Origin of the sequence: Vibrio sp. Y58_MX_L22 (assembly GCF_024181865.1) — a bacterium.
In the GTDB taxonomy this organism is placed as follows: domain Bacteria; phylum Pseudomonadota; class Gammaproteobacteria; order Enterobacterales; family Vibrionaceae; genus Vibrio; species Vibrio alginolyticus.
In genome coordinates this window covers 275,535-288,183 of sequence record NZ_JAMZAN010000007.1, presented here as the reverse complement: position 1 = coordinate 288,183, position 12,649 = coordinate 275,535, and the positions used below count along the sequence as shown (strand labels likewise).

General features: G+C 44.7%; 10 protein-coding genes. 6 read left to right on the top strand and 4 right to left on the bottom strand.

The genetic code is table 11. From position 1 onward, the window contains the following. Window positions 1–13: 13 nt before the first annotated feature. Window positions 14–214: a restriction endonuclease subunit S gene (locus NL626_RS17565; protein ID WP_005375165.1), complete on the bottom strand. Its 201-nt coding sequence runs from the start codon at window positions 212–214 to the stop codon at window positions 14–16. A gap of 56 nt (window positions 215–270) precedes the next feature. Beyond that, window positions 271–2,187, bottom strand: a complete 1,917-nt coding sequence (locus NL626_RS17560; RefSeq protein WP_253657581.1) for a methyl-accepting chemotaxis protein — start codon at window positions 2,185–2,187, stop codon at window positions 271–273. A gap of 310 nt (window positions 2,188–2,497) precedes the next feature. On the opposite strand from NL626_RS17560, the gene NL626_RS17555 reads away from it, so the two are divergent. From NL626_RS17555 to NL626_RS17530, 6 genes are read left to right on the top strand one after another with little or no spacing between them, the layout of a single operon-like run. Next, window positions 2,498–3,454 (top strand): MoxR family ATPase, encoded by a 957-nt coding sequence (locus NL626_RS17555; RefSeq protein ID WP_017635415.1) that lies wholly within the window; start codon window positions 2,498–2,500, stop codon window positions 3,452–3,454. A gap of 13 nt (window positions 3,455–3,467) precedes the next feature. Continuing rightward, on the top strand, window positions 3,468–4,394 hold the full coding sequence (locus NL626_RS17550; RefSeq protein ID WP_017821861.1) for a DUF58 domain-containing protein: 927 nt from the start codon (window positions 3,468–3,470) through the stop codon (window positions 4,392–4,394). A 37-nt stretch (window positions 4,395–4,431) separates the two neighbouring features. Further along, on the top strand, window positions 4,432–4,908 hold the full coding sequence (locus tag NL626_RS17545) for a DUF4381 domain-containing protein (RefSeq protein ID WP_017821862.1): 477 nt from the start codon (window positions 4,432–4,434) through the stop codon (window positions 4,906–4,908). Continuing rightward, on the top strand, window positions 4,901–5,905 hold the full coding sequence (locus NL626_RS17540) for a VWA domain-containing protein (protein WP_025768550.1): 1,005 nt from the start codon (window positions 4,901–4,903) through the stop codon (window positions 5,903–5,905). Before NL626_RS17545 ends, NL626_RS17540 begins: the two co-directional genes overlap by 8 nt. Further along, the gene (locus tag NL626_RS17535) at window positions 5,898–7,619 is read left to right on the top strand and encodes a VWA domain-containing protein (RefSeq protein WP_253657580.1); all 1,722 of its coding nucleotides are present in this window, start codon (window positions 5,898–5,900) and stop codon (window positions 7,617–7,619) included. The genes NL626_RS17540 and NL626_RS17535 overlap by 8 nt, the downstream gene beginning before the upstream one ends. A gap of 4 nt (window positions 7,620–7,623) precedes the next feature. Next, window positions 7,624–9,270, top strand: a complete 1,647-nt coding sequence (locus NL626_RS17530; protein WP_213901271.1) for a BatD family protein — start codon at window positions 7,624–7,626, stop codon at window positions 9,268–9,270. A gap of 129 nt (window positions 9,271–9,399) precedes the next feature. Here the strand turns inward: NL626_RS17530 and NL626_RS17525 are convergent, their stop codons facing one another. Both NL626_RS17525 and pstB read right to left on the bottom strand, forming a co-directional pair. Beyond that, window positions 9,400–11,523 (bottom strand): GGDEF domain-containing protein, encoded by a 2,124-nt coding sequence (locus NL626_RS17525; RefSeq protein WP_025768552.1) that lies wholly within the window; start codon window positions 11,521–11,523, stop codon window positions 9,400–9,402. A 328-nt stretch (window positions 11,524–11,851) separates the two neighbouring features. Beyond that, window positions 11,852–12,601, bottom strand: a complete 750-nt coding sequence (pstB, locus tag NL626_RS17520; protein ID WP_005375156.1) for a phosphate ABC transporter ATP-binding protein PstB — start codon at window positions 12,599–12,601, stop codon at window positions 11,852–11,854. Window positions 12,602–12,649: the final 48 nt, after the last annotated feature.

Here is a 12,649-nt window from a genome sequence, read left to right as displayed (position 1 = left end):
AACACCACCTAACTTAGTGGATTGGAACTGCGTTTTTTTGGTTAAACTTACCAAAGTGTTGTTCTAACACTTCTGGCGTCAGCTTACCTTCCGCTTCCAGCTTTTTCAGCTCAGCGACGATCGCTTTTTGCTCTTCTAGCGACGGCAGTTTTACTTCTGGCTCCTGAGCGGTTTCTTGAGAAATTTGCTCTAGTTCTTTTTCGAAGTCATTCATAGTACTTACCTAAAATTAATGATTGAACTTTTAAACTTCGCCTATTCTATCCAACTCTATAACTTGAAGCTACCAACCATCTTGTCCAAACGAGAAGAGAGCGCTTGAAGATCGCGACTTGCATCCGCCAACTCTTCTGCTGTCGCGGTTGTCATTTCATTTATCGCGTTGATTTCTTCGATATTTTGATTAATGGTATGCACCACCGTGGATTGCTCTTCCGTCGCCGTTGCAACCTGTGTATTACGATCAGAGATGTCGGTGATTCGTTCAGAAATACTGATTAATACCTCGACTGCTTCATCGGTAGAAGTAACCCCTTCTATGGTGACCGCTTTGCCCGCTTCCATAGCACTTACCGCGTCTTGTGCGTCACTTTGAAGCTGATTGATCATGCGCTGAATCTCTTCTGTAGAATCAGCCGTGCGTGAAGCTAGGTTTCTTACCTCATCAGCAACAACCGCAAAACCACGTCCCTGCTCACCAGCACGAGCAGCCTCAATTGCAGCGTTTAGCGCAAGTAAATTCGTTTGCTCAGAGATGTCACGAATTACACCCAGAATCGAGCCAATATCTTTGGTTGTCGATGCCAACTGCGTAACAACAATATTGGTTGTTTCAACATCATCGGCTAGGCGGCTGATCACCTCTTTTGCTTTCATCACAACTTCTCGACCAGTTTGAGTGTTATCTGAAGCCTGATTTGCCGTATCAGCAGCGGTAGCAGCGTTCGATGCAATTTCACTGATGGTCGCACCCATTTGGTTGATAGCTGCAACTACTTGAATGGTTTGATCACGCTGCTCTTGGCTGTTGTCGTGTGTGGATGTTGCTTTCGTTGACACACTTTCTGCCGCTTGACTTAATGAGCCACTGGTTAAAGCAACCTCTTTTATCGTGGCATGAATCTTCTCAATAAATCCATTAAAGCCTTTTGAAAGCTGAGCAATTTCATCATTACCCTTAATTTCAATACGCTGCGCCAAATCGCCTTCACCTTGCCCAAGGTCGGTAAAACGATCGGCAATCAGTCGGATTGGTTTCGTAATGCTGTTTGCTAACCATACGCCCATGAGGATGAATACAACGGCAACAATGATGGTCGTAAACAGCATTTTTTTAGCTGTCGCATTCAGGTCTGCGAATACTTCATCAACGGGAACCACGCCAATAACAAACCAGTTCATTGAAGGAACATACAAACTAGAAACAAAAGTATCCTGCCCTTCAAACTCCACATTAATTAGGTTGAAGCTATTTTTGTTCAACAGCGCACTTGCGTCACTACCAAATAGTTTAGTGATAGAAGTTTGGTTCTTACCTTGTTGGCGGTGTATTTGAATCTGGCCTTGTTCATTAGTGAGGAACACGTAACCCGTATCTTCAATTTTAAACCCATTGAGCAAAGTAACCATGTCTCCCATAGATTTAGAGAGACCTGACATTGATGTACCATTAAGATCTTGGAAATTGGCAAACATTTTCACTTCGCCATTTGCCTCTTGGAACACACTCACGGACGTTTCTTGACCAGACGACGTAAATCCAAAGAACCAAGCATCTTGCGTTCGGTTAAGTTGACGTAAGAATCCGTTTTGATTCCAGTAATATGCCGTTTGACGATTCGCTACCGACGCATCATTAAGACCATACTGTGATTTAACGTTATTGAGCTGCTGAACCAACTGAACTTCTACTGACGGATCACGGTCTGTATTAGATAGGGCTTCAACAATAAATTCGTTTGTAGCCAGCTGTTTTGCCGCTTGTTGCATTTCGACAACTTCGCGGTCAATTTCGGTATTGATTTGCTGCAACATCGCAGGTAGCTCGATGTCAATAAGACGATGGCTCAATACATCTCTCGCATGACGCTGAGCCATAACACCAACAATGATTGTTGATGCTAGAACAGCAAACGTAATGCCAAGTACAACCTTCTGTTTGATGCTCAAGGAATGAAGTTTCAACATATTCGGACCTTTTAAAAGAATCACTTGTTATTGGCCCCACAAGGGGAATCAGGTGCATATCTCATGACACGCACACCACGGAATCTTTATCGGCTCATATGTACAAAACTAGAGGCATTTCTCATTATATTATGAAAAATAAATGTAACACACTGTCAAATAAGCACTTTCAGAGATAGCACGTACTTGCAATTCTCTGTAGCGTCCCAATATTGAAAAGATAAATTGCAATAGAGCGTTGGAACTTTTTTCACATGGAAAATGACCAATACTCAACACGAAAATCACATGGATACCGAGAGTCCAAAGCATGCATAAATCTAACTTCGAAACTCTTCAGCAATACTTAGAGTCGCAGATCATCGGACAGCAAGATCTGGTAAAGCAACTGCTTGTTGCGCTTCTTGCGGATGGGCATATTTTAGTTGAAGGCCCTCCTGGGTTAGCAAAAACCCGTGCAGTAAAATCACTCTCAGACTGTGTTGAAGGCGACTTCCACCGCATTCAGTTCACCCCTGATTTGCTGCCAGCCGATTTAACCGGCACCGATATCTTCCGTCCCGAAACCGGAGAATTCACTTTCCAATCAGGTCCTATCTTCAACTCGCTTATTCTTGCGGATGAGATAAACCGTGCGCCAGCCAAAGTACAAGCGGCAATGCTTGAAGCAATGGCAGAGAAACAAGTCACAGCAGGTCGTCATACCTACCCGCTGCCAGAGTTGTTTTTGGTTATGGCAACTCAAAACCCGATAGAGCAAGAAGGGACCTACCCCCTTCCTGAAGCGCAGCTAGACCGCTTTTTATTGCATTTAGAAGTGGAATACCCAGATGCGGAGCATGAGCTATCTATCTTGCGTATTAACCGCGGAGAAGCAAAAGGCGAAGCAAAGGTTGAACGCCCAATGTTAAGCCAACAAGATATATTCACCGCACGTAAAGAAGTGTTGGATATTCATATGGCGGAAACGATAGAGCAGTACATCGTCCGTTTAGTTATGGCGACACGTCAAGCCAACAAATATGACACTGAGTTGGACAAGTGGTTGTCAATGGGTGTGAGTCCGCGTGCCACCATCGCTCTTGATCGCTGTGCACGTGCGCACGCTTGGCTTGCTGGTCGTGATTTTGTCTCTCCGGAAGATGTTCAAACCATGGCTTATCCGGTACTGCGCCACCGTTTATTATTGAGTTACCACGCTCAAGCTGAAGGCATTACGGCAAACCAGGTCATCGATAAACTGCTAAACCTTGTTGGCAGTGCATAAACGAGTGAGTGATATGTCCGCTACACATTCATTACCACCTCATGCGAATGGGGTGACATTAACCCTTGAAGAGCTGCTCCAATATCGCACTCAATCTGTACGTTGGTTACCACCAGCACAGAGTCTCTGGTCGCAGATGAGTGGTAACCATACCAGTCGCCAAAAAGGGCGAGGTATGGATTTTATGGAGGTGCGCCAATATCAACCTGGCGACGATATTCGCAGCATTGATTGGCGAGTCACCGCTAGGACCGGTAAAGCACATACGAAGTTGTTTGCAGAAGATAAAGAGCAAGCGGTCATTCTTTATCTTGATCTAAGTTCTAGTCTACATTTTGGATCTAAGTATGTACTCAAATCCGTTCAATTGGCCCACTTTGCCAGTGTTCTAATTTGGCTAACTCTAGCTAAAAAAGATCGCATCGGCGCAGTGATTGATGACGGACATCAATGTCTTGAATTTCGCCCCTCTTCTTTACAAAGACAAGGGCTGCGGATTCTTAACGCCATAGTCGACATACATAATGCGCAAGTAACTCGTACTGCAAGCAACGACACTCGTACACTACCGTATGCACAAGTATTGGAGACACTTCATACGCTCACCCCAAAAGGCAGCGAATTGATTATGCTCAGTGATTTTGCCCACGTAATACCAACGGAACTGGCACAACTACGTCGACTCAAACAACACAATAGCGTAAGGGCTGTTCAGTTTTATGATCCGTTAGAAAGAGGCGAAACAGACTTTAGAGGTCAAGTGAAAGCTTCGGATGGGCTGCATAGTCAATGGTTTAACTTTGGCTCTAAAGGACAACGAAGAGAACTCGAAAGCCATTTTACCCAACATCAAGAAACCATTAAGCAGCAATGCCATTCAATAGCAATTCCATTTAACACGCTATCAAGTGGCTGGCCCTTAATTTCACAATTAAGCTAACAAACTGACAAGCAGTATTTATTAAGCAGTAATAATAATGACAACAAACAACCAAAGCCTAGACCTTGAACCTTTGATTTTGCCAAACGCACCGGATTGGTTTCCGCTCGCTTGGGGATGGTGGGTGGTGCTTGCAGCCACCTTGCTCTTCGTTTTCGGCATTTGTCTTTATGTGAGATGGCGTAAAAAACACTTACGCGCAAAAAAGACAGCATTAACACTTTTAACTCAACCTACCGCGCCTCATACCCCCTCTTCTGCTCTGGAAATATTGCGCCAGGCAGCATTGAGTTACTTTCCGCGTGAAGAGATCGCACCATTAACCGGAATCGCTTGGTATGAATTTCTCGATAGCCATACCAAAGAAAGTCGATTCGTAGACAAACAACATCAGTGGCAAGAAGCGTTGTATCAGAATTCTTCCCAAGGGCAGCATCAAAGCTTGGTAGACGATTGTGTCTTTTGGATAACCTACGCTTTGCCACCAAAGAAAAAGGCAAATAACCGTGACTGAGCAAACACTCATAACCGATCTTGCCCAATGGCTAAACATCGAATTTGTCTGGTGGTGGGCACTGTTTTTGTTGCCCATCCCCTGGCTGGTATACAAGTTCCTGCCACAAGAATCTCAACAAGCCGAGATCAAATTGGCGTACTTACCAACTAATGAGAATAGCAGCAAACCTAAGCAAGCGCTGCAAAAAGCGCTTTCAATCGCGATCTGGGGCCTTCTTGTCGTCGCTTGTGCGCGTCCAGTTTGGTTTGGTGATCCCGTTGAATTCCAACCCAAATATCGGGACTTGATGTTAGTCGTCGATCTGTCCGGTTCGATGCAGCAGGAAGACATGGAACTCAACGGCGAATATATCGATCGCCTCACAGCAGTCAAAAAAGTTCTGTCTGATTTCGTAGCAAAGAGAAAAGGTGACCGTCTCGGAGTTGTTTTGTTTGGCGACCATGCTTATTTGCAAACACCACTCACTGCAGACCGAAAAAGCGTCATGCAACAGATTAATCAAACCGTCATCGGTTTGGTTGGTCAACGAACCGCCATTGGTGATGGTATTGGTTTAGGCACAAAAACCTTTGTAGACAGTGATGCTCCCCAACGAGTCATGATTTTGCTCAGTGACGGCAGCAATACTGCAGGGGTGCTCGAGCCGCTAGAAGCAGCGGAAATTGCGAAAAAATACAACGCCACTATTTACACCGTGGGCGTGGGCGCTGGTGAAATGATGGTGAAAGAGTTTTTCATGACTCGCAAAGTCAACACCGCAGCCGACTTAGATGAACAAACACTGACTAAAGTGGCAGAGGTGACAGGTGGACAATATTTTCGAGCGCGAGATACGGAAGAGCTCGAAAAGATTTATGACACAATCAACCAGCTAGAACCCGTATCTAGCGACACACAAACTTGGCGCCCACAGTCTGAATGGTTTCCATATCCATTAAGCGCTGCATTTGTATTATCGGTATTGTTATTCCTATTAAGGAGAAAACATGGCTGAGTTTATTTTCCTCAATCCTTATTGGCTTTTGGGGCTCATCGTGATCCCTATAGCACTCTTGCTTAATCACAAATTTAGAGCCCAAAAGTCCACACTGATTGCCCCTCACCTATCGCGGATGCTCGGACAAAACACGCAGTCTAAGCATTACTTCACTCTATGGGGTTTAGCTTGGGCAATAACTTGCATTTCATTAGCGGGGCCAAGCTGGCAGTCCAATGCTCGACCAAGCTTTGAGTTAAACCAAAACCGTATCTTGGTACTTGATATGTCTCGCTCTATGTTTGCTACAGACATCAAACCCAATCGGCTAGCACAAACACGTTATAAGGCGCTCGATTTGCTGCCAAAATGGAAAGAGGGAGCCACTGGACTTATTGCTTACGCTGGCGATGCCTATAACTTAAGTCCACTGACAACTGATTCCAGTACGCTTGCGGGCATTATCGAAAATTTGTCACCAGAGCTGATGCCTTTTCAAGGAGCAAACCTGCCTGCCGCGATTGAACTTGCGATCAACCAGTTTTCTCAAGCCGGCACGCAACAAGGCGATATCATCGTGTTAGCGGATGATCTTGATACGTCAGAGCTGTCTCGCGCGTTAGATTTAGTCCAAGGTACAAAGTTTCGCATTTCTGTTCTTGCCGTCGGGACTCCTAACGGTGCACCTATCGCGCTGCCCGACGGCTCTCTGCTAAAAACGGCACAAGGCACAACCGTCGTAGCGAAAACAAATCTGAAAAATCTACAAACGTTAGCGAATAAAACTGGCGGTCTATTTGTTCCTATTCAGCACACCAACCGTGATGTTGAAAATATCGCGGCCTTTACTAATAACATTGGTAGCCAGCTTTCTGCGACCCAAAGCGAAGAAGTTAAAACTGATTCTCGTCTCAACAGTGGCTTTTGGTTACTGCCGTTGTTACTTCTTCCTGCGGCTTTACTGTTTCGACGCGGCCTGATTTGGATGGTAGTTGCGACTTTAGTCCCAGTAACGTGGACACCGCATGCAGAAGCTAATCCGTTCTTAAATGCCGACCAACAAGGAGCGGAACTATACAAGCAAGGTGAGTATGAACAGGCGCAAAACCTATTTACAAACCCAAGCTGGAAAGGAGCCGCCAGTTATCAAAAAGGTGACTACGAAGCCGCTATCGAAGCATTTTCTCATGATGCCTCCCTTAACGGCCGCTATAACCTCGCCAACTCGCTCGCTCAAAATGGTCAATTAGAAGATGCGGCTGATTTGTATAAAAAACTGCTAGAGGAAAAGCCTAACTTTGAAGCCGCGAAGAAAAACCTATCGGTTGTAGAAGAAAAGCTAAAACAGCAACAGCAACAGCAACAGCAACAGCAACAGCAACAGCAACAGCAACAGCAACAGCAACAGCAACAGCAACAGCAACAAAAGTCTCAAAACGAAGGGAAAGAAGCGCAAGGACAACAGTCACAAAATCAGCAAGATTCTGAAAATAAAAAAGAAAAACAAAAAACGGAACAACATCAACCGCAACGAGATGACAAGCAAGTGAAGGATCAAGGTGAACCAATACAGGCTAAAGCGCATCCCGAAAAAATGCATCAGGATGATCCTGAGTTCCGTCGACTAGAAGCAGTAGAAAGTGCTCGCGACCCAAGCTTTTTGATCCGTGCGCAAATGCAACTTCAAGCGCAACAAAAACAACCTCCACAACAATCTCAAAAGGAGTGGTAAGCCTGTGATGAACAAAGGCGTAAAACTGGTCTTTATTTTTGTGGCCAGCCTAATATCCAGTTTCTCGGTGATGGCACAGACACTTCAAGCTAGTGTGAATAAAACACAAGTAGCCAAGAATGAAGTGATTAACCTCAGAATCATTTCAGATACTGAGCTCAGCTCAGACTCAATCGACTTCAATGTTCTAGAGAAAGACTTCTTCTTGGGTCAACCTCGTTATGGCCGCTCTAGCAATAACATTAACGGAAGAAAATCAGTGCGTACCGAGTGGAGTATCTCAATTGCACCAATGAAAGAAGGTGTTCTGACTATTCCAAGTTTTTCCGCTGATGGCATGAAAACGGAGCCGATCAAACTACGTGTCAACGCGAGCCAAACAGACCCCAATCTTGATGATCTATTTAGCTTTAATATTACGGTCGACAACAGTACGCTCTACCCTCAGCAATCTGCAACATTACGTATACAACTTCTAATTAAAGCGGACACTCGACGCCTAGATAACCCGCAAATAGTACCTCCGCAGATTGAAGGCATGAAGCTTGAGGCACTGGGTGGCTTACAACAAAGACAGAAGATCTTAAATGGGTTAGAAGTAGCGGTCATAGAGCAGTCGTTTCGCTTAACGGCCAATCAACCAGGCACTTATACCTTGATAGGTCCTAAACTGACCGGTTCTTATATTTATGGCGACAGCTTGACGGGCTCAACCAAAATAATGCCTATCAACACCAAAGCGGAACGCATGCCAATCACGGTCAAACCGATTCCGAGCGAATTTAAAGGTGAATGGCTTCCTGCTTCAGCGTTAGAAATGACACAGAGCTGGCAAGACGATCAAGGTAATCTACTGTCGATTAACGCGATCAACACAGTAAAGCAAGGTTCTTCACTCACTCGAACCATTCAAGTTAAGGCTCGCGGTACACAAGCCGAATATCTGCCACGAGTCAATATTAGTTACCCGAGTTCACTGCGCGTGTATCCCGAACAACCTAAGTTCGATAGCGCGAGAGATGGCACCGTTACCATGACGGTGAAGCAAGTCATTATTCCTACAGAGGCCAGGAAATATACCTTACCAGGATACGACTTGAACTGGTGGGACAGTCAAAATGATGAAGCGAAGAAAACAACGTTACCAGAGCTAACATTAGACGTAGAGAAAAATGACACTGGGCTAATCACGTTGCCGGAATCGCCTCTTTCAGCACCTTTAGTGTCAGCCCCTAGTCCTGAATCAAGCGGCGGTGTGAGCAGTCTCTGGCGAACATTAACCTTTGTTTTCTTAGGGCTTTGGATAATGACATTGGGAATCGCTATTTGGGCATGGAAAAAGCGGTCAATAACAGCGAGTGGAACGGTTTCAAATACTGAACAACCACTTTGCATCGACGCGCTAAAAAAAGTCATCGAAGAGGGCGATGCTGCGAAAATTGAACGCTCTGTAAATGAGTATTTAACCACTCATCAAGACAGGTTAAACCCTGGTGACGTACAAGCAATTAAGCAAGAGCTTAATGCCATGAATCAAGCGTATTTTAGTGCCAACCAACAACCTTGGAGCCCTGATTCGCTGCTAGCGAAAATTCAAAACCTTGGCAAAGCAAACGTAACGAAAACCGACCACCAACTCGAAAAGCTATAAATAACTAGATAACAATGGCAGCTCTCATGAGCTGCCCATTCTCTTATCCGGCCAAATTTGCTTTAGCGGTTTTATCTAGAGCACCAACCGCCGCCCCCTTCCCTATCAAGTTGCTCTTATGAACATCACTCACTCAACAAACACTTGGGGCTCGTATTCGTATCGCCTTACACAATTTCGCCCATGATTCTTCGCTTGATAGAGTGCCTTATCCGACAACTGATATAAATGGTCGAAATTAAAGTCTTTGCCTTTCGCTTTATAACAGGAGTAACCGACTGAAACGGTGAGTAACTCCCCTTCTGGGTTATGTCGATGCTTTATCCCCTCGCCCTCGATGCACTGACGAATGCACTCTGCTCTCAGTCGAACCTCCTCTTGCTCAGAACCAATCATGAGCAATGCAAACTCCTCACCTCCGATACGGCAAAAAACTTCATCTTCACCTTTGGTATGATGATCCAAGATATAGCCAATTCGCATCAATGCGATATCGCCTTCGAGATGACCATAGTGATTATTGAATAAGCCAAAATGGTCAATATCAATCAGGATCAGGCCAAACGACATGTCGTCTTCACACTCTAGGGCACAATATTTTTGCATCACATGTTCTAACATGCGGCGATTACCAAGACGCGTCAAAGGATCGAGCTTAGAAAGTACCTCAAGCTGTCGATTGGCTTCCTCCAACTCTTTTGTTCGGTTCTGAACCTCCAGCTCTAAGTTTTCGTTTAATTCGCGAATCGCCTCTTGAGCTTGAGTACGTTGCAATACTTCAGCTAAGCTGGACGCGAACATACGAATCACTTCACGTAACTGAGAAGTTAACGGCGCACGTGTCAGCAAATTATCAACAGCGATAAAGGCGATAGGACCACTGCTATTTGAAGTCAATACCGTCATCGCAGCCCAACCAAAGCCAACAATATTACAGTCATGATAAATAGGCACTGATTCTTCAAATGCGACTTCGTTTGGCATTGAGCGAGCCAGATTTATAAGAGAGAAATCTTGGGTTTCGCCAAAGAAGTAAGATTCATCCACCACATTACCTTGAATATCGGTACCCCACGTTCCTTGCATGTAAGAGCAATTTTCATCAGTTAAAAACACCGCCATTCGATCAATACCAAGATTTTTAATGGCGAAAGTGACGGCCGATTTGCATACTCCACTGACAGTAGTGCAACGTGATAACTCAACCATGCTTGAATGCAACATGCGTACGTTTTGTTCTTGGCGCTTACGAATGTAAATTTGAGAGAAGAGTGAACCAAACGAGTCCAACATCTGTTTTTGATATGCCGTTATCGGCTTACGATGAATAAAGTTATCTAGCGCGAACCACCCAAACGGTTCATTGCCATCGCGTAAAATCAACATCGCATTCCAGCCCTGCCCGATGACCTTGCCTGCTGTGTATATTGGCGCGTCTTCTACAATCACTAAGTTGCTCTCAAGGCTAGATAACGCGGTGATATACTCCTCGCTAAGTTGGTGTAAATCATATTGTGTGTGAAATTCATCAATCGTAATTCCTGACTCATCCGTACCGTATGTACCACTGAAGCTACGCTTTTTCATATCGAGAAGCATCAGTGTAGAGCGATCAAACCCAAGTCGTTCACGTAACGCTTCGACGGCTTTGTAGTACAAGTCCTTTAAAGAATCAGGATTAGAGATTTCGAGTGCAACTTGCTGAACTAACTTCATATTTTCGATAAAGCGCTCGCGTTGGCTAATCTCATCAACATATTGCGCTTCACGAATATCTCTGTGCCTGATCTCTTTCGAGGCATTTTTTTCAGCACGAATACATTGCCAACGCGCCGCTGCGAGCTGCATTGCGTCGTAACTTTCTTCATAGATATTATGTGCTGTGCGAGCATGTACAGATTGAATCAGTAGGTAGGTACGTTTGATAGGCGTGTTGTCGAGCATCATGATGTAACTATCACCGCCTAAATCTCGGGTGTGATTCCAGTTACAAGTGTTGATCGCCAGAGGTATGATGCTTTCAGAGGTATCAAACTGACTTGCCCACTCCCAGAATGTCTCAGGATAGTTTTGGGTTGGGTAAAGCTCTCCGCGAGAGAAGCTCATCGAATGACGAGGGTTAATTGAAGGATCTTCAAAAATAGCGAGGGCTTGAGGGGAGAACAGACTCTCTAAATGATCAAAGATTGCCTCCGCTAGCAACCGATGGTCCCTCGTTGAAGACACTTTTCTTGTAAAACTTCTTAAACTCACCCTACCAACCTAATCTACTTTTTTATCCTCGATAAAAAACTACTTAGGCCATGATATGCAATCAATACGTTCAAATTTGAGCTGTTAAGTCATTCGCAAAATTATCAGACTTAGTGTTACATTCGAGAGCTCTTCAGCACTTTTAAAGCCATGTTTCACATAAGTTACATGCTTTATAAACTGGGGAGGAAAGTTATGCTTATTTACAAGATTTTTTGTGTTGGTAGGCGTTATAAGCCCACGACTTAAAAAGAAAAAGGCCCCTCATCAAGAGGGGCAAAGTTACCATCGCTTATAGTTATTTAGTTATGCTTGTAAATACGGTGGATTAACCGAAATCACCATTTACGTAGCCTTGAGTACGGTCGTCTTGAGGGTTGCTAAAGATCACTTGCGTATCGTTGTGCTCGACCAGTTCACCCATTAGGAAAAACGCAGTGCGGTCAGAGATACGACGCGCCTGTTGCATTGAGTGAGTCACGATAACGATGGTGTAGTTCTTCTTTAGCTCTTCCATCAACTCTTCGATTTTGTGTGTCGCAATTGGGTCAAGTGCCGACGTTGGCTCATCCATCAGAATCACATCAGGCTCCATCGCGATTGTACGTGCAATACATAAACGTTGCTGCTGACCACCAGAAAGACCGAATGCGTGTGATTTAAGGCGATCTTTCACCTCATCCCAAAGTGCAGCACCGCGCAGCGAACGCTCTACCACTTCATCAATTGTCTTTTTGTCTTTGATACCTTGAGCACGTAAGCCGTAAGCCACGTTCTCGTAAATGCTCATCGGGAATGGGTTTGGCTTTTGGAATACCATGCCGACTTTGATGCGAAGGTCAGCAACATCAATGTTGCCGTAAATATCTTCGCCGTCCATCGCCAATTTACCTGTAATTTTCACGCCTTCGATTAGATCATTCATTCGGTTCAAACAGCGTAGAAGCGTTGATTTTCCGCAACCTGACGGGCCGATAAGTGCAGTTACTTGGCGAACTGGAATTGGTAAGTTGATCGATTTCAGTGCTTGGTTGTCACCGTAGAATAGGTCTAGGTTTTCAATATCAAATTTGTTCATTGTCTTAATCTCTTAATTCTTGAATTCGTGTCTTTTAACGTGCGTTCT

What these genes read in the sequence shown, in the direction of transcription:
- NL626_RS17565 (WP_005375165.1), bottom strand. Translation starts at nt 214, where the DNA reads ATGAATGACTTCGAAAAAGAACTAGAGCAAATTTCTCAAGAAACCGCT.
- NL626_RS17560 (WP_253657581.1), bottom strand. Translation starts at nt 2,187, where the DNA reads ATGTTGAAACTTCATTCCTTGAGCATCAAACAGAAGGTTGTACTTGGC.
- NL626_RS17555 (WP_017635415.1), top strand. Translation starts at nt 2,498, where the DNA reads ATGCATAAATCTAACTTCGAAACTCTTCAGCAATACTTAGAGTCGCAG.
- NL626_RS17550 (WP_017821861.1), top strand. Translation starts at nt 3,468, where the DNA reads ATGTCCGCTACACATTCATTACCACCTCATGCGAATGGGGTGACATTA.
- NL626_RS17545 (WP_017821862.1), top strand. Translation starts at nt 4,432, where the DNA reads ATGACAACAAACAACCAAAGCCTAGACCTTGAACCTTTGATTTTGCCA.
- NL626_RS17535 (WP_253657580.1), top strand. Translation starts at nt 5,898, where the DNA reads ATGGCTGAGTTTATTTTCCTCAATCCTTATTGGCTTTTGGGGCTCATC.
- pstB (WP_005375156.1), bottom strand. Translation starts at nt 12,601, where the DNA reads ATGAACAAATTTGATATTGAAAACCTAGACCTATTCTACGGTGACAAC.